The organism is Bradyrhizobium zhanjiangense, from assembly GCF_004114935.1.
GTDB lineage: Bacteria > Pseudomonadota > Alphaproteobacteria > Rhizobiales > Xanthobacteraceae > Bradyrhizobium > Bradyrhizobium zhanjiangense.
The window spans coordinates 197,741-214,294 of record NZ_CP022221.1 but is presented as its reverse complement, the minus strand read 5'-3'; the positions used below and the strand labels follow the sequence as shown (position 1 = coordinate 214,294).

The 16,554-nt window shown below is 64.6% G+C and carries 15 protein-coding genes; 3 read left to right on the top strand and 12 right to left on the bottom strand.

Features of this window, described 5'->3' with window-relative positions; translation table 11 throughout:
- Positions 1-112: 112 nt before the first annotated feature.
- From murA to rpsT, 9 genes are all read right to left on the bottom strand, one after another.
- Positions 113-1,408 carry a UDP-N-acetylglucosamine 1-carboxyvinyltransferase gene (gene murA / locus XH85_RS01005; protein WP_128930365.1) on the bottom strand — a complete coding sequence of 432 codons (1,296 nt, stop codon included), beginning with the start codon at positions 1,406-1,408 and terminating at the stop codon, positions 113-115.
- A 124-nt stretch (positions 1,409-1,532) separates the two neighbouring features.
- Positions 1,533-2,000 (bottom strand): hypothetical protein, encoded by a 468-nt coding sequence (locus XH85_RS01000; protein ID WP_128930364.1) that lies wholly within the window; start codon positions 1,998-2,000, stop codon positions 1,533-1,535.
- 298 nt (positions 2,001-2,298) lie between these two features.
- Positions 2,299-4,734 (bottom strand): DNA topoisomerase (ATP-hydrolyzing) subunit B, encoded by a 2,436-nt coding sequence (gene gyrB, locus XH85_RS00990; RefSeq protein WP_128930363.1) that lies wholly within the window; start codon positions 4,732-4,734, stop codon positions 2,299-2,301.
- A 256-nt stretch (positions 4,735-4,990) separates the two neighbouring features.
- Complete coding sequence (locus tag XH85_RS00985) at positions 4,991-5,731, bottom strand: hypothetical protein (RefSeq protein WP_128930362.1); 741 nt, start codon at positions 5,729-5,731, stop codon at positions 4,991-4,993.
- Between the two features lie 109 nt (positions 5,732-5,840).
- Positions 5,841-6,977: a DNA replication/repair protein RecF gene (gene recF, locus XH85_RS00980; RefSeq protein ID WP_128930361.1), complete on the bottom strand. Its 1,137-nt coding sequence runs from the start codon at positions 6,975-6,977 to the stop codon at positions 5,841-5,843.
- A gap of 90 nt (positions 6,978-7,067) precedes the next feature.
- Complete coding sequence (locus XH85_RS00975; RefSeq protein WP_128930360.1) at positions 7,068-7,433, bottom strand: endonuclease domain-containing protein; 366 nt, start codon at positions 7,431-7,433, stop codon at positions 7,068-7,070.
- Positions 7,434-7,560: 127 nt separating this feature from the next.
- Positions 7,561-8,679 carry a DNA polymerase III subunit beta gene (gene dnaN, locus XH85_RS00970; protein ID WP_091898217.1) on the bottom strand — a complete coding sequence of 373 codons (1,119 nt, stop codon included), beginning with the start codon at positions 8,677-8,679 and terminating at the stop codon, positions 7,561-7,563.
- A 389-nt stretch (positions 8,680-9,068) separates the two neighbouring features.
- Positions 9,069-10,478, bottom strand: coding sequence for a chromosomal replication initiator protein DnaA (gene dnaA / locus XH85_RS00965; RefSeq protein ID WP_027572414.1), 1,410 nt, complete (start codon positions 10,476-10,478; stop codon positions 9,069-9,071).
- Positions 10,479-11,723: 1,245 nt separating this feature from the next.
- A complete protein-coding gene (gene rpsT / locus XH85_RS00955) occupies positions 11,724-11,990 on the bottom strand; it encodes a 30S ribosomal protein S20 (protein ID WP_027549990.1) in 267 nt (88 codons plus the stop codon).
- A 361-nt stretch (positions 11,991-12,351) separates the two neighbouring features.
- Here rpsT and XH85_RS00950 point away from each other — a divergent pair, with 361 nt between their 5' ends.
- From XH85_RS00950 to XH85_RS00940, 3 genes are all read left to right on the top strand, one after another.
- Complete coding sequence (locus XH85_RS00950; RefSeq protein ID WP_091898220.1) at positions 12,352-12,669, top strand: hypothetical protein; 318 nt, start codon at positions 12,352-12,354, stop codon at positions 12,667-12,669.
- 158 nt (positions 12,670-12,827) lie between these two features.
- A complete protein-coding gene (gene msrA / locus XH85_RS00945; RefSeq protein WP_128930359.1) occupies positions 12,828-13,484 on the top strand; it encodes a peptide-methionine (S)-S-oxide reductase MsrA in 657 nt (218 codons plus the stop codon).
- A gap of 263 nt (positions 13,485-13,747) precedes the next feature.
- Positions 13,748-14,494, top strand: coding sequence for a polysaccharide biosynthesis/export family protein (locus XH85_RS00940; protein ID WP_128930358.1), 747 nt, complete (start codon positions 13,748-13,750; stop codon positions 14,492-14,494).
- A 168-nt stretch (positions 14,495-14,662) separates the two neighbouring features.
- On the opposite strand, the gene XH85_RS00935 is transcribed toward XH85_RS00940, so the two are convergent.
- From XH85_RS00935 to XH85_RS00925, 3 genes are all read right to left on the bottom strand, one after another.
- Positions 14,663-15,145, bottom strand: coding sequence for a hypothetical protein (locus tag XH85_RS00935; protein WP_128930357.1), 483 nt, complete (start codon positions 15,143-15,145; stop codon positions 14,663-14,665).
- A gap of 217 nt (positions 15,146-15,362) precedes the next feature.
- Positions 15,363-16,037 (bottom strand): dienelactone hydrolase family protein, encoded by a 675-nt coding sequence (locus tag XH85_RS00930; RefSeq protein WP_128930356.1) that lies wholly within the window; start codon positions 16,035-16,037, stop codon positions 15,363-15,365.
- 169 nt (positions 16,038-16,206) lie between these two features.
- Complete coding sequence (locus tag XH85_RS00925) at positions 16,207-16,542, bottom strand: hypothetical protein (RefSeq protein ID WP_128930355.1); 336 nt, start codon at positions 16,540-16,542, stop codon at positions 16,207-16,209.
- Between the last annotated feature and the right edge of the window lie 12 nt (positions 16,543-16,554).

Sequence of the window (16,554 nt, the reverse complement as noted above, 5' to 3'; positions counted from 1 at the left end):
GAACCCCTCATCCGGCGCCATAGCCGAAGCTTTGCTTCGGCGTTCTTAAGAACGGCGGCCGAAGGCCGCCTATGCCACCTTCTCCCACAAGGGCAGAAGGAAGAAAGAGCCCTCAGCCCTTCCGTTCCGGCACGCGCTTGATCTTCGCACCCAGTGCGTTCAGCCGTTCCTCGATGCGCTCGTAGCCGCGCTCGATCTGGTCGGCGTTGTTGATGGTCGAGGTGCCCTCGGCGCAGACCGCGGCGAGCAGCATCGCCATGCCGGCGCGGATGTCGGGCGAGGTCATCGGTGCGCCGCGCAGACGGCTGGGGCCGGCGATGATGGCGCGGTGCGGATCGCACAGCACGATGCGCGCGCCCATCGCGATCAGCTTGTCGACGAAGAACATCCGCGATTCGAACATCTTCTCGAACATCAGGATCACGCCCTCGCATTGCGTGGCGGTGACGATCGCGATCGACATCAAATCGGCCGGGAAGGCCGGCCAGGGCTGGTCCTCCAGCTTCGGCACGTGGCCGCCGAAATCGTCCTGGATCTTCAGCGTCTGGTTCGAGGGCACGATGAGATCGTCGCCCTCGACGCGGCAGACGATGCCGAGCCGCTCGAATCCCATGCGGATCGAGCGCAGGTGCTCGACACCGGCGCGCACGATGCGTAACGGCGAGCGCGTCACGGCGGCAAGGCCGATCAGCGAGCCGACCTCGATATGGTCGGGCTGAATGGAGTAGGTCGCTTCCCCCAGCGTCGCCGAGCCGTGCACGATCATGGTGTTGGTGCCGATGCCCTCGATCTTCGCGCCGAGCGCGACCAGGAAATTGGCGAGATCCTGCACATGCGGCTCGGACGCAGCATTGCGCAGGTAAGTGACACCGTCGGCGGCGACCGCTGCAACCAGCGCATTCTCGGTCGCGGTGACGCTCGGCTCGTCCAGGAACACGTCCGCACCGGCGAGCTTCGGCGCACGGAATTCGAGCCGGTCGGTCGCGGTGACCTTTGCGCCCAGCTGCTCCAGCGCCAGCACATGGGTGTCGAGCCGTCGGCGGCCGATGACGTCGCCGCCGGGTGGCGGCAGCATCACTTCGCCGCAGCGGGCGAGCAGGGGGCCCGCGAGCAGAATCGAGGCGCGGATGCGCACGCACAGCTCGGGGTCGAGATCGGCGGCGCGGATGCTCTTGGCATGAATGCGCAGCGTATTGCGCGCGGTCCACTCCGCCGCGGCGCCGACCGAGCGGATCAGCTCGACCAGCGTCTCGGTGTCGCGGATCCGCGGCACGTTCTGAAGCGTCACCGGATGCTCGGTGAGCAGGGCCGCCGCGATGATCGGCAGCGCCGAGTTCTTGTTGCCGGACGGCTCGATCGAGCCCGAGAGCCGGTGACCGCCCTCGACGATGTATTGGATGGGCGCCACGGGGTTCTCGCTGTCCTGTTGGTGGAGCTGTTTCGGAGGCGGAAACTACAGAGAATTGAGCGCGGGAGCAATTGTGATGGCCGTGGCTCGAGCCCGTCCCTCGGGAGCTTGTGACAGGCGGCCCTTAGAACAACCCGACGATATTTCCGACCACGTAAAGGATGGCAATCAGGATCAGCGCGCCGATCATGACGAAGGAAATTTCGATCGCGATGGCCCCGGTGCCGAGCGTGGCAGCCACGGCGGCGAGGAGCCGCTCTTCACGGAAGATGAGCGCGAGCACCGAGAGCAGGATGGCAAGCAGGCCGAGCGAAATCGCGGTGACTGATGCGGTTTCACTCCAGCTTCGCGCCGCGGATCTTTCGATCCTGGGAGCCTGATACTCGACACCCTTCACCCGCGCCATCACGCGGTCCTTGATGCGATGTCCGGTGTCGACGATGACCTGCTCCGCTGGCGGCGGCGGAAACACGATCGGCACGACCCAACGCGGCAGCACGGCGGCCATCAGCGCCAGCACGCCGACGATGCTGCCGATGATGCCGAGCCGGCGGGATGGCGCGGTGGAACTGGTCATTGCGGAGCTGGTCATGGCGTGAGCGCTTCCCGGCCGGAATGGCCCGCGGGTTCATGCCACTTCGTCGCGATGGCGGGAGGTAAGGTTCAGGGGAGGCAATGGGAACAGGTCCTCTTGCCACGAGTCGGGTGCCCTCCCTCCCCCGCTTGCGGGGGAGGGTTGGGGAGAGGGTGTCTCCACGATCGAGACAGTCCCTGAGATGAGAGGAGAGAGCCTTCACCCGCCGTGCTCTGCGAGCACGTCGACCTCTCCCGCAAGCGGGAGAGGTGCAGCGAGTGCGTGGCTAGCAGATCAAACCCAAAACCACCGGCGATCAAATATCGATCGTCGCACTCAGCGAATGTTCCTGGATGAAGTCGCGGCGTGGCTCGACCACGTCGCCCATCAGCTTGGTGAAGATGTCGTCGGCCTCGTCGACCTCCTTGACCTTCACCTGCAAGAGCGAGCGCGCTTCGGTGTCGAGCGTGGTCTCCCAGAGCTGCTCCGGGTTCATTTCGCCGAGACCTTTGTAGCGCTGCAGCGCGATGCCCTTGCGCCCGGAATCGGTGACCGCCTCGAACAGATCGACCGGACCGTGCACCACGTGCTCGCTGTCCTTGCGCCGCAGCTTGCCGGAGCGGGCGTAGACGTCCTGCAGCTTCGTCGTGTACTCGTCGAGCTTGCGGGCCTCGGCCGAGCCGAGCAGCGCATCGTCGATGACAGCCGCTTCCTTGACGCCGCGCACGGTGCGCTCGAACAGGAACCCCTGGCCTTCGACGAATTGACCGACCCAGCCGCGCTCGACCTCCTCGGCCTGGTTGTCCAGCCGGCTCGCGATGTATTGCGCGGCGGCCGCGGCGTTCTCGGGATTGCCGTAGATCGACTTGTTCAGCACGCCGGTGATGGCGGCCTGCTCGACCACCTTGCGGTTATAGCGGCTGTGCAGATTGCGCAGGATGCTGCGAACCACGCGGGCGTCGTCGACCAGCGAGCGCAGGTCGCGGCCGGTGCGGTCGCCGCCGGTGCCGGGAACGAACACGCAATCGTCGAGCCCGGCGTTGATCAGATAATCCTCCAGCGCCCGCTCGTCCTTCAGATATTGCTCGGACTTGCCTCTGGAGACCTTATAGAGCGGCGGCTGGGCGATGTAGAGATAGCCGCCGTCGATGATGTCGCGCATCTGCCGATAGAAGAAGGTGAGCAGCAGCGTGCGGATGTGGGCGCCGTCGACGTCGGCGTCCGTCATCACGATAATCTTGTGATAGCGCAGCTTCTCGACCGAGAAGTCGTCGCTGATGCCGGTGCCGAGCGCGGTGATCAGCGTGCCGATCTGCTCTGACGACAGCATCTTGTCGGGGCGGACGCGTTCGACGTTGAGGATCTTGCCGCGCAGCGGCAGCACCGCCTGGAATTCGCGATTACGACCCTGCTTGGCGCTGCCGCCTGCCGAATCACCCTCGACGATGAAGAGCTCGGATTTTGCAGGATCCTTTTCCTGACAGTCGGCGAGCTTGCCCGGCAGCGAGGACACCGAGAGCGGGCTCTTGCGCGTCAGCTCGCGCGCCTTTCGTGCGGCTTCGCGGGCTGCGGCGGCCTGGATCACCTTGCCGACGATCATCTTGGCTTCGCTCGGGTGCTCCTCGAACCAGGCCTGGAGCGCCTCGTTGAGGACGTTCTCGACCACGGGGCGCACTTCCGAGGACACCAGCTTGTCCTTGGTCTGCGACGAGAACTTTGGATCCGGCACCTTCACCGACAGCACGGCGGTGAGGCCTTCGCGGCAGTCGTCGCCGGTCAGTGCGATCTTTTCCTTTTTCGCATTGGCCTCGGCATAGCCGTTGACCTGGCGCGTCAGCGCGCCGCGGAAACCGGCCAGATGGGTGCCGCCGTCACGCTGCGGGATGTTGTTGGTGAAGCACAGCACGTTCTCGTGGTAGCTGTCGTTCCACCACAAAGCGGCCTCGACGCCGATGCCGTTGGCTTCCGAGCGCACCATGATCGGCGCCGGCACGATCGCCTTCTTGTTGCGGTCGAGATATTTGACGAACTCCTCGACGCCGCCGGAATAGTGCATCTCCTCGCGCTTCTCGACCGCATGGCGCGTGTCGGAGAGGATGATGTTGACGCCGGAATTGAGGAAGGCGAGCTCGCGCAGGCGATGCTCGAGCGTGGCGAAATCATATTCGACGTTCTTGAACGTCTCGGTCGAGGCGAGGAACGTCACCTCGGTGCCGCGCTTGCCCGGCGCATCGCCGACGATCTTCAGCGGCGCCACGGCATCGCCATGGGCGAATTCGATGTAGTGCTCCTTGTTGTCGCGCCAGATCCGCAAGCCGAGCTTGCTGGACAGCGCGTTGACGACGGAGACGCCGACGCCGTGCAGGCCACCGGAGACCTTGTAGGAATTCTGGTCGAACTTTCCGCCGGCATGCAGCTGGGTCATGATGACCTCGGCCGCGGAGATGCCTTCGCCCTTGTGGATGTCGACCGGAATGCCGCGGCCGTCGTCGCGCACCGTGACGGAATTGTCGGCGTTGAGGATGACGTCGACGCGCGTGGCGTGGCCCGCCAGCGCCTCGTCGATGGCGTTGTCGACGACCTCGTACACCATGTGGTGCAGGCCCGAGCCGTCGTCGGTATCGCCGATATACATGCCCGGGCGCTTGCGGACGGCATCGAGACCCTTGAGCACGCGGATCGATTCCGCGCCGTAGTCGCTCGCGTTGGAGGGCTCGTTTTCGGCACGCGGCTGCCGAGCAGGTTCTGTCATGAGAGGCCTTTGAGATGTCGCCCGAATCAGCGGCGCAAAAGGCGCTGATTTGTAGGCTATTTGTGCCACGAAAGAGGGTTTGCGCCTAGCGCAAAGTATCTCCTCGCAACCCTTTGGGAAGATAGGGTTTTTGGACCGATTTTCAAGGCTTTCGAAAGCCGATTCAGGGCGCTGCAAAAAGCACGATTCGAGGGCCGGTTTGCATCTCCAAAAACCGTTGAATTTGTGGGAACGGAAAGGTCAGTTCCAGGGCCCTTCAATACAGCTGGAGCGGCGGCCACGCCTCACCGTCGCGCCCGACCGTGAGCTCCCAGGTATCGCCGGCGGCGATGGTGAGACTGTTCGCTGTGGCTGGATGGCCCGGCACGCTCAGGCTGTAAGAGTATTTGCCGGGCCCGAGATCCAGCGCGACCGCGTTCGCGCCGGCGGGGCGCGGGATGGTCCGCTCGTTGATCGTGAGCACGGCTTCCTGCTCGCCGATATTGCTGAACACGAGCTTCGCCTGGCCGGGTGCGGGCAGGACGTTTGCCCGGGTCGCCGCATCCGAATTCTTCTGCACGAGGTGGACCGAGGTGCTGCCGGCCTTGCGGTCGAGCTCCAGCGCTGCCGGCCCGATTGGGGAGACGAAGTCGAGGCGCACGTGGTCGGCGGTGACCACCGTGCCATCCTGTTCCTGCCAGCCGAGCTTTCCGAGCTCGGTGCGATAGAACACGAGGACGTCGCTGAGCCGTGCGGGCACGGTGGCTTCGAGCCTGGTCCGGAGCGGGGCTTCGATGCCCGGCATCACGGTGGTGTGGATCCCTCGATAGCTGTAGCGGGTCGGCGCAGGCAGCTTGGCATCCGGATCCAGCGTGAGCGCGGCAGAAAATAGCGGCGGCAGATTCGACACAAAGGCGCCGGCGCTTGCCGCGAGCAGGCAGCTCGCGAAGAGAGCAAGGCAGCACGCAAAAACTTGCCATCGTGCCGGAGCTCGCACCCCAGGCCTCACCGTCGTCATGCTCACGCTCCAAGGATATCGCGCGAGTTGGAAATCTTGCGCGACGGCCGCTTCTCGCGGCCTCAGGCAGCTAGTCGCTGACGGAACCGGGCGGGTTCAATGTGGCGGCCTACCTTCGGGCGGAGACGCGTCCGCTCTCGACGTCAAAGATCTCGCCTCCCGCGCCGATCTCGGCGAAGGCAGCGGGGTCCGCGCCGGTCAACCACACTTGCGCGCCGAGCTTCTTCAGCTCCTCGAACAGCGCCGCGCGCCGGTTCGGATCGAGATGGGCGACCACCTCGTCGAGCAGCAGCAGCGGCACGATGCCGGTCATTTCGGCCACCAGCGTCGCATGCGCCAGCACCAAGCCGATCAAGAGCGCCTTCTGCTCGCCGGTGGAGGCATCGCGCGCCGGCATGCTCTTGGGCGCATAGACGACCTGGAGGTCGGTGAGATGCGGGCCGTCGGTGGTGCGGCCGGCGATGGCATCGCGCGGACGGTTGTCGCGCAGGATCTGGCGGTAGCGGTCCTCGACCGACGTCGCGGTCTCCTGAAGCAGCGCGTTCTCCATCCAGCCGTCGAGCGCGATTTGTGCCGACGGAAACGCCGAGGCTTGCGCGCGCGTATTGAGCATGCCGGTCAGCCGCGCCGCGGTCTGGCCGCGCGTTGCGGCGACCGCGACCGCAAGCTCGGCGGTCTCGCGCTCGATCGCGTCACACCAATGATCGTCGTAATTGCGCGTCTCGAGCAGGCGGTTGCGCGAGCGAAGCGAGCGTTCCAGTGCGTTGATCCGGCTGGAATGGTCGCTGTCGATGGCGAGCACCAGGCGGTCGAAGAAGCGCCGCCGCTCCGAGGCCGCGCCCATGAACAGCCCGTCCATCGCCGGCGTCAGCCACACCATGCGGATGTGGTCGCCGAAGGCGGCGGCGGAATTGACCGGCTCGCGGTCGATGCGGCAGCGCCGGCTGACGGCGGCGTCAGTGCGCGGCGCATCGATGCCGGTGCCGAGCGTCGCCAGCCCCAGTGCGCCCTCGACCTGCGCCGACACCGCCCAGGAGCCGTCGCCCTGGTTGTCGGCGACGTCTTCCAGCGTCGCGCGCCGCAAGCCCCGCCCCGGCGACAGGAACGAGATCGCCTCGATGCAATTGGTCTTGCCCGCCCCATTCGGCCCGACCAGCGCCACCATGTCAGCCGCCGTCTCGAGCCCCGCCGCCCGATAATTGCGAAACTGCGTCAGCGTCAGACGATGAATGCGGGAGGGGGTCATATCAGCTCGTCATTGCCGGGCTTTGCTTTCCCTCCCCCCTTGTGGGGGAGGGTGGCGCCTCACGCAGTGAGGCGACGGGTGAGGGGTATCTTACCGCCCGGCAAGCTTTGCAAGAATATCCTCCAATACGGACACGGATTGCTGCAAAACGTCGTTGTTCCAATAGCGCGCGACCGAGAAACCTTCTGCGAAAAGTGCGGCTTCGCGAACTGCATCACGCTGCGATCCCGCATGCTGACTTCCGTCAATCTCGATCACGAGGCGCTTGTCGAAACAGACGAAATCGAGAACGTAGTTCTTGAATGGAACTTGCCGGCGAAACTTGTAGCTGGAGAGCCGACGATCCCTGAGCAAGCGCCACATGGCCGCTTCCGCGTCCGTCGGTTCGTGCCGCATATTCTTCGCAAATTGGCGGAGACGTTTGGGGACTGGCCGATGGGACGGATCTTGCGGCACTAACCCCTCACCCGACCGACTGTGTCTCCTCCAGCGGAGCTGCCCTCTCCCACAAGGGGAGGGGGCATCGCAATGCGCATCGCGTTCGGCTCTAAAGGCAGTCTGCGTTGGCGAGGGAGCACCTCCCTCACACCCGCATCGGCATCAGCACGTACAGTGCGCTCTTGTCGTCGCGGTCTTGCACCAGGGTGGGCGAGCCGGGGTCGGCCAGCCTCAAGGTTGCGACGTCGCCTTCGATCTGGGCGGCGATGTCGAGCAGGTAGCGGGAGTTGAAGCCGATATCGAGGGCGTCGGAGGCGTATTCGACCTCCAGCTCTTCGGTCGCGCTGCCGGAATCCGGATTGGTCACCGACAGCACCAGCTTGCCCGCCGATAGCGACAGTTTCACCGCCCGCCCGCGCTCGCTGGAGATGGTGGAGACACGGTCGACCGCGTTCTCAAAATCCTTCTTGTCGACGACGAGCTCCTTGTCGTTGCCTTGCGGGATGACGCGGCCGTAGTCGGGGAAAGTGCCGTCGATCAGCTTCGAGGTCAGCACCACATTGCCGATGGTGAAGCGGATCTTGGCCTGCGACAGCTCGATCGTCATCTCGGCCTCGGTGTCCTCGATCAGGCGCTGCACCTCGCCGACAGTCTTGCGCGGCACGATGACGCCGGGCATGCCCTCGGCGCCCTTGGGCTGGACCAGGTCGAGCTGGGCGAGGCGGTGGCCGTCGGTGGCGACGCCGCGCAGGGTCGCCGCCTTGGCGGTGCCGGCGGCGTGCAGATAGATGCCGTTGAGGTAATAGCGCGTCTCCTCGGTCGAGATCGCGAACTGGGTGCGGTCGATCAGCCGCTTGACGTCCTTGGCGGCGAGCGAGAACGAGTGCGACATGTCGCCGGCGGCCAGATCCGGGAAATCATTCTCCGGCAGGGTCTGCAGCGTGAAGCGCGAGCGGCCTGCGCGGATCGCCAGCACCGCGCGGTCGCCGTCGGCCTCGAGCACGATCTGCGAGCCGTCCGGCAGCTTGCGGACGATGTCGTAGAACATGTGCGCCGGCACGGTGGTGGAGCCCGCGGTCGCGGTTTCCGCGGGCAGCGTCTCCGTGACCTCGAGGTCGAGGTCGGTCGCCTTCAGCGACAATTTCGCGTTCTCGGCGCGGACCAGCACGTTGCCGAGGATCGGAATCGTGTTGCGGCGCTCGACCACGCGATGGACATGGCCCAGCGACTTCAGCAGTTGCGCGCGTTCGACCGTAACCTTCATTGCACTACTCGCCCGATCCCCAAGGAAAACACAGCGTTGAGAAGGCCGGGCAGCGGGACGCGCGCCACGGCACCGAAGACCCCGAAAAGCCGGATCATTCCTGCCGATATGATCAAAGCTGTCAGGGTCGCGCAAGGTGGCGCGGATGGCCCCCGGATTCAAGGGATCGAAGGCAGTTCCCCACGATTTACCGCCCAAACGAAGGCCGCCGCCCAGGCATAGATCTGCTCCCTCGCCCCGCTTGCGGAGAGAGGGTTGGGGTGAGGGGGAGTCTCCACAGGGGAGGTGAGAGTTGGACACGCCGAGTGTCCCCCCTCACCCGGAATCCGCGCTGCGCGCGCATTCCGACCTCTCCCCGCAAGCGGGGGAGAGGTGAAAGAAATAGGCGTTTATTCCTGAAGCTGGCGCTTCAGCGACTCCACTTCCTCGGACAGCGCGGTGTCCTTGGAGACCAGGGCCTCGATCTTGCGCACGGCGTGCAGCACGGTGGTGTGGTCGCGTCCGCCGAAGCGGCGGCCGATCTCGGGCAGCGAGCGCAGGGTCAGCGTCTTGGCGAGATACATCGCCACCTGACGCGGGCGCACCACGTTGGCGGTGCGGCGCGAGGACAACAGATCGGAGCGGCTGACGTTGTACTGTCGCGCCACCACGCGCTGGATGTCCTCGATCTTGATCCGCTTGGGCTCCTGTGGCCGGACCAGGTCGCGCACCTCGTGCTCGGCCATCTCCAGCGTCACCGGCCGGTTGTTGAGTTTCGAGTGCGCGAGCAGACGATTGATCGCGCCTTCGAGGTCGCGGCCGTTATGGGTGATGGTGCGCGCCAGATAATGCAGCACCTCCTCGGGCACCTCGAACGTCGCATGGTGGGCGCGGGCCGCGGCAACGCGCGACTTGAGGATGCCGTGCCGCAGCTCCTCGCCGAGCGAGCCCATCTCGACCACGAGGCCGCCGGCGAGCCGCGAGCGGACGCGATCGTCCAGGCTCTCGAGATCGGACGGCGGACGGTCGGCCGCGATCACGACCTGACGGCCGGCGTCGATCAGCGCGTTCAGGGTGTGACAGAACTCGGCCTGGGTCGACTTGCCCTGCAGGAATTGGAGATCGTCGATGACGAGCACGTCGATGCCGCGCAGCGCTTCCTTGAAGGCCAGCGCCGTCTGCGTCTTCAGCGCGGCGACGAAGCCGTACATGAATTTTTCCGCAGTGAGATACAGCACCTTGCGCTCGTTGCCGGAATTGCCGGCCCAGGTCACCGCCTGCAAGAGATGCGTCTTGCCGAGGCCAACGCCGGCATGGATGTAGAGCGGGTTGAACATCACGGGATCACCGCGGCGTCCTTCGGCGACCTGGCGCGCGGCCGCATGCGCCAGCGTGTTGGAGCGGCCGACGACGAAGCTCGCGAAGGTCAGGCGTGGATCGAGCGGCGAGCCGCCGAGCGCGTCGTGATTGGCCGAGACCGGTGCGGTTGCGGTCGAGCGCAGCTCCGGGGTCGGCGCGCGGCGCGCCTCGACCGGGGCGGGCGCTTCCTTCGGCTGCGCGACCGGGCGCACCGCCGAGCGGACCGTAAGATCGATACGATGCACTTCCGGCATCTCGGCTTGCCAGCACGACAGCACGCGCTCGGCATAATGGGCCTGAATCCAGCTCTTCAGGAAGCGCGTCGGCACCGAGAGTCGCACGCTCTCGTCCTGCACGCCTTCCAGATCCATGCGCGCAAACCAGCTCGTGTAAACGTCTTCGCCGACGCTCGAGCGCAGCCGACCCTTCACGCGTGACCAGCGATCCTGTTCCATTGTCATCGTCAGAAAACTTCTCTTGAGAGATAAGGTTGCGTTGTGAGCGCCATGCAGGGTTCCTGCCGAAATCCCTGGGTGGCGCGACCTCAAGCGAGTCCATCATCAGACATGGCTCGACCGTTCGGCGGAAATGCCGCGGGTCAGATCAGCGATGTCGGAGATGGAGGGGTCGCGAGGTCAGCGCGTACTCTGCGCGCCCTCACACGTCGGAGGCTGGTCGCTTGACGGATCGGAGACGGCATCGTCGAAAGAACGAAACTGTGTCAATACCGCGTTGAATCCGTAGGACATGATACCTCCCCGTCCCGCCGTGATTGCTCACGACAAGGTCCTGCGTGTGAAAAGACAGCCGCCCCTGAAAGCCCCAGTCGCGAATGCCCTGCCCGTCTGTACTCGCCGTTCGTTCGGCTTCGCCTCGCGTCTATCGGGGTAGCTTTACGACGTCTCTCATTTGCGCCTGGCGCGAGCGGGACAGTTGAGATCCCGCTTGGAGACATTCAGACAAAGAGCTACCATTCCCACATTGCTATGGGTTTCGAACCGACAATCGCTTGTTGAAGCGTCGCCTACGTGCACACCGCCGCCGATTTGCACGCTCGCCCCGTTTCCAAAACCGCGCTGGTCTCAAGATCGTGGGCGCCGCGAACGACTTAAGGAATACACTAAGCGGAAAGACTCGCAACGAAATTGATTCACACTTGAGGCACCAAAAAACTTGATCTGCGTTAACGCCGCGCGCGAGTTGTTCACAGGCTCCGAAGCAAGTTTTTGGATTCGTGCGCAGAATCGAAAATGCCGCGCCTCGTGTGACAATTCTCCGCCTACGCCAAAAAACTTTAAAAAATTCGTCACGCACCCGACGCGCGAGCGAATTTTCCAAATGCTTGTCGTTGCTATGTTGATAAGTGATTATTGAGTCATCGCTTTTCGAGACTCGTTTTGCAGGGTAACTCCACGCCGAGACGCGTTCCTGTGAATCTACGGTGTGCAGAAGTTTCGTCGCCCGCGGATTCAATTCGAGCCCGCAGCACAAGGGCTTTTGCAACGCGGTGAAAGTTTCCGCTGTTGCAAAATTTCGGCAGTAAAACTACGGAACGAAGAATAGCGCAGACGTTGCAGATCTTCCAAACCAAAGATCGAACGTGCCGTGGCTGCTTGCGTGAATATGACAGCCAACAAAAAAGCCCGGCGCGATGCCGGGCTGTTTGGCGCGCCGATCGGATCGACCGATCGGATGATGGTGCGAGATTACTTCGCGAGCTTGGCGATCTGCGCGGTGAGGCGCGAGACTTTGCGGCTGGCGTTGTTCTTGTGAATGATGTTGCGCTGGGCGGCGCGCATCAAGGCCGGCTCGGCATTCGCCAGCGCCTTGACGGCAGCGGCGCGATCGCCGGTCTTGATGGCTTCCTCGACGGTGCGCACGGCGCCGCGCATCTGGGTGCGGCGCGACTTGTTGACGGCGGTGCGGCGGGCGATCTTGCGCGTCGCTTTCTTGGCGGAAGTGGTATTGGCCATGGTCTCAATGTCCTTTGCGGTACCGGTCGCGTCTTGGTCGGGGTAGCGCCGGCTGCTTGACCGCTGAATCGACGCTCGGATTTAGGGTGTTCGGTTGCTGGGCTGTCCCGGGAACATGAGGCCTCAAAGAGCCTGCACCTGCTCAAAGAACAGCGGCGGCAGGATTGCGCCCACCGCCAGTTGGCGCCCTTATAGAGAGGGTCTTTCGCACCGTCAACGCTTTCGGGAGCTGGAAAACCGGCCTGAACGGGCTGGAGGCGGGCCGTAACGCCCTGAAGAGGTTGAATTTCTGCCGTCGCCCGGCTATTGGCTGGCAACATTCTGGAGGGTCGTCCGATCGCACGACCATGGCAGGTGAGGCATGATCCGCGGCTTTTTCCGACTGATTGGGCTGTTGCTGCTCGCCGGCGGGTTCATCTTCATGGTCTATGACGGCGCCCGCTGGGTGGCCGACCAGACCCTCAAATTCACCCGGTTCGGCCAGTTCTGGAACGACATCAATCAGGCCAGCCAGACCGCGTTCCGGACCTGGGTCGAGGCCAAGGCGCCCTGGCTCTGGACTTCGGTGATCCGCCTGGTGCTGGATCAGCCGGTCTTCGCGGTCCTCGGCATTCTCGGCATTTTGCTGATGATCCTGTTCCGCCCGCGCAAACCGCTGATCGGCTATTCCCGGGATTGAGCTTTCAATTCCGGGGATTGAGCGCGCGCGGGCCGCGTAACAAAGCTGCCTGTCGTTGCGTAGATGCCTATATTCCCACCTGATCGCGAGCACGCCGCCTGAGCGCTCGACCTCTTGAGCTCGCTCACGCGACGGACAGCTCGTTTCGGAGACCAATCATGCTGTTCATGCGCAAGACCACCGCGTTGCCGAGCGCAACTGAGGCGCTGCCCGGCCGTGCGCAAGCCATCCCCACCGCGACCACCCATTTCGTCAACGGCGCGAAGCTGCAGCCGCCTTATCCCGCCGGTCTCGAGCAGGCGGTGTTCGGTCTCGGCTGCTTCTGGGGCGCCGAGCGCAAGTTTTGGGAGCTCGGCGACGGCATCTACGCCACCGCGGTCGGTTATGCCGGCGGTCACACGCCGAACCCGACCTATGAAGAGGTCTGTTCGGGCCGCACCGCTCATACCGAAGTGGTGCTGGTCGTGTTCGATCCGAACAAGATCTCCTACGAGAGGCTCTTGAAGACGTTCTGGGAGAGCCACAACCCGACGCAGGGCATGCGCCAGGGCAACGACGTCGGCACGCAGTACCGCAGCGCGATCTACACCTTCAGCGACGCGCAGAAGAAGGCCGCAGAGGAATCGAAAGCGCTCTATCAGAAGGCGCTCGCCGCAAAGGGGATCGGTGCCATCACCACCGAGATCGCGCCCGCCGGCGAATTCTACTTCGCCGAAGACTACCATCAGCAATATCTGGCGAAGAATCCCGCCGGCTATTGCGGCCTCGGCGGCACCGGCGTGGCCTGCCCGATCGGAGTTGGTGTGAGCGCGTAAGCGTTCACTGCTGCGACAGGCTCGCTGCACCTCTCCCGCTTGCGGGAGAGGTCGCATTGCATCGCAGATGCAATGCGGGTGAGGGCTCTTTCCTCGTCGGGAATCCCTCTGTGGGGACACCCTCACCCCGGCCCTCTCCCGCAAGCGGGAGAGGGAGCGCACCAGGGTCCTTGTCGCACTCATGCGTCGAACAACCCGCGCAACGCTTTATTAACCATAACCGGTGCAAGACTGGAGCCGTCTCGTTTCGAGGGATAAGTCCGGTGCCGGTTGCACGCGCGTTTCGATGGTCGATCTTGGCAGCGTCCCTGGCAGCGTCCGCCGCGCTTGCCCTTGGCGGCTGCATGCAGACCGCCGGCCCCGTCGCGGTGATGCAGCCGCGCGCCGATCTCGACTCCATGGCCTATGGTCAGCCCTACAGCGCGCCGCAGCCGGTCGTCGTTGCCGACGGTGGCGGCGCCATCGGCGCGCTGCGCAATTCCTTTGCCTCTTCGCCCGCGCCCATGCCGGTCGGCTACGCCGCGCCAATGGCGGCGCCGGTGCGCTATGACTCGTCCTATCATCTCGACGCCGGCGACAGGCTTCGCGTCGTGGTCTACGGCCAGGAAGGTCTCACCAACAGCTATGCGATCGACGCCGGCGGCTCCATCACCATGCCGCTGATCGGTGCGGTGCCCGCGCGCGGCCGCACCACGGCGGGCCTCGCCGGCGAAATCGCCGCACGCCTGCGCAACGGCTATATCCGCGAGCCCTCGGTCGCCGTCGAGATTGAGGCCTATCGCCCGTTCTTCATTCTCGGCGAGGTCCTCGCGCCCGGCCAATATCCTTACGTGCCGAACATGACGGTCGAAAGCGCGGTCGCCATCGCCGGCGGCTTCTCGCCCCGCGCCAAGCGCGACGTGGTCACCGTCACGCACACCGAAGCCGGCGGCGCGATGCGCGCGGTCGTCCCCCTCGGCACGCCGCTTGCGCCGGGCGACACCGTGTTCGTCGGCGAGCGCTGGTTCTAGGCTTCCTGTCATTCCGGGGCGCGCGTAAGCGGGAGCTATGATGCGCAATTGCGCATCAGAGAATCCATTCCTCCACCAACTCTGCCGCACGATGGATTCCGGGCCCGCGCTACGCGCGTCCCGGAATGACAGCTTAGGTCGTATCGACGATTTTTCTCCGCCCGCGACCTACCTTCGAAAATCCAGCCGCCCGTTCGGAAAACACCCGTCGATCCGTGTGGCATCCACCACGCGCCCGACCCATGGCCGTGTGATCGCCGGCGTGGTCAGGTTGATGTACTTGCCGACCAGGCGATCCGCGCCCTCGCGCGCCGCGTCGATCAGTCCGTGCCGGCGGCCATTGTCCCAATCGAAGCGCAGATAGATGCGGCTTCCCGTGACGCGGATTTCCGCGCGGCCCTGTTTCCATCTGTCCGGCGCATCGCCCGCAATGGTCGGATCGGCGCCACCGTTCCAGCGGCTCTGCCACCAGCCCTCGAGCGGATCAGAGGGCGCAGCCACGGATGCCCATGCGGCTGCGTTGACGTCGGCTGCATCGCCGGACAGCGATGCTGTCGCGGAATAGGCCCGCACCTCGGAATCGTCAGGCGACGGAACGTCCATGGTTCCAAACGGATTGCGGAGGACGAGGTGCGTGATGGCTTGCTGCATGACGAAGCTCCGGCGCGAGTTGCTTGATCCGCCAGCTCTATCGCCGCGCGGCATGATGCAGCCACCCGATTTCTGCGAAGCGGGGCAGCGCAACTGTCTCCCAGTCATTCCGGGGCGCGCCTTAGCGCGAACCCGGAATCCATCGACCCGCTAGCTCTGACGCCCAATGGATTCCGGGCCTGCACCGCTTCGCGGCGCATCCCGGAATGACGGCGCGCTACTTCGTCAAATGCTTCGCGAAAAATGCCATGCTGCGCGGCCAGGCGATGTCGGCGCTGGCCTTGTCATAGCTCGCCCGCTCGTCGCAATGGAAGCCGTGCTGCGCGCCCGGATAGACGAAGACCTCCACATCGGGCCGCTTCGTCCTGATGGTCTCGACGTCGGTCAGGGGAATGCCGGCATCCTTCTCGCCGAAATGCAGCTGCGTCGGCACCTTCGGCGTCTCATCGGCAAAGCGCTCGACCGCGCCGCCGTAATAGCCGATCGCGGCCTTGAGGCCCGACAGTCGCGTCGCCGCAACGAAGGCCACGCTGCCGCCAAGGCAAAAGCCGATGATGCCGACGGGGCCGACGCTTCTGGCCGCGTCGATCGCCGCCTGGGTGTCGCGCAGCATCGCGGCCCAGTCCGGATTGGCGACGAATTTGCGCGCCTCCGCGATCTCGTCGGGCGAATAGCCCGACTGGAAATTGGGCGCGGTCCGGTCGAAGATCGACGGCGCGATCGCGACATAGCCTTCCCCTGCGAAACGGTCGCAGACCGAGCGGATGTGGTGATTGACCCCAAATATCTCCTGGATCACCACCACCGCGCCTTTCGGCGTGCCCAAGGGATCGGCGCGATAGGCGCCCAGCTGGAAATTGTCCGAAGCCGTCAGCTTGATGTCTTGTCCCACGCGGGTTGCCCTTCTCGGTTGATCATTGATTGAGAGTTCGGATTGCTCCACAAACTCGTCATGCCCGGGCTTGTCCCGGGCATCCACGTCTTGTCTCAGCGCGGAAGAACGTGGATGGCCGGGACAAGCCCGGCCATGACGATCCGGAATTGTCGGCGCGCAGCCGCTCTCACTCCCACATCCAGTTCTCGCCGTAATCCTCCTTCCATCCTGCCAAGCGTCCATGGCGGAATTGCAGGAACAGGCGGTGGCGATAGGGGATCAAGCCGCTACCGCCGATGTTGCGCAAAGCGAGGTAGATCTCGTTGCCGGGACGTCCTCGCACATATTGCAGGGGCTGCCCGAGAGCGCGCGCGGTCTGTTCGGCATCCATGCCGAAGGCGAGCGGCGTATTGTTCGACAAGCTCGCGACGAAGGGCCGGCGCGGCGGCATGGTGCCGAACGGCTCGGCCTGCGCAGACATCGATAGCAACATCATGCCAGCAGCCAGCATCATCAGCTTCATCGCCCACGTCCT

Coding starts and splice junctions, on each gene's coding strand:
- XH85_RS01000 (WP_128930364.1), bottom strand. CDS start 2,000: ATGACCAGCTCCGCAATGACCAGTTCCACCGCGCCATCCCGCCGGCTC.
- gyrB (WP_128930363.1), bottom strand. CDS start 4,734: ATGACAGAACCTGCTCGGCAGCCGCGTGCCGAAAACGAGCCCTCCAAC.
- XH85_RS00985 (WP_128930362.1), bottom strand. CDS start 5,731: ATGACGACGGTGAGGCCTGGGGTGCGAGCTCCGGCACGATGGCAAGTT.
- recF (WP_128930361.1), bottom strand. CDS start 6,977: ATGACCCCCTCCCGCATTCATCGTCTGACGCTGACGCAGTTTCGCAAT.
- dnaN (WP_091898217.1), bottom strand. CDS start 8,679: ATGAAGGTTACGGTCGAACGCGCGCAACTGCTGAAGTCGCTGGGCCAT.
- dnaA (WP_027572414.1), bottom strand. CDS start 10,478: ATGACAATGGAACAGGATCGCTGGTCACGCGTGAAGGGTCGGCTGCGC.
- rpsT (WP_027549990.1), bottom strand. CDS start 11,990: ATGGCCAATACCACTTCCGCCAAGAAAGCGACGCGCAAGATCGCCCGC.
- XH85_RS00950 (WP_091898220.1), top strand. CDS start 12,352: ATGATCCGCGGCTTTTTCCGACTGATTGGGCTGTTGCTGCTCGCCGGC.
- msrA (WP_128930359.1), top strand. CDS start 12,828: ATGCTGTTCATGCGCAAGACCACCGCGTTGCCGAGCGCAACTGAGGCG.
- XH85_RS00935 (WP_128930357.1), bottom strand. CDS start 15,145: ATGCAGCAAGCCATCACGCACCTCGTCCTCCGCAATCCGTTTGGAACC.
- XH85_RS00925 (WP_128930355.1), bottom strand. CDS start 16,542: ATGAAGCTGATGATGCTGGCTGCTGGCATGATGTTGCTATCGATGTCT.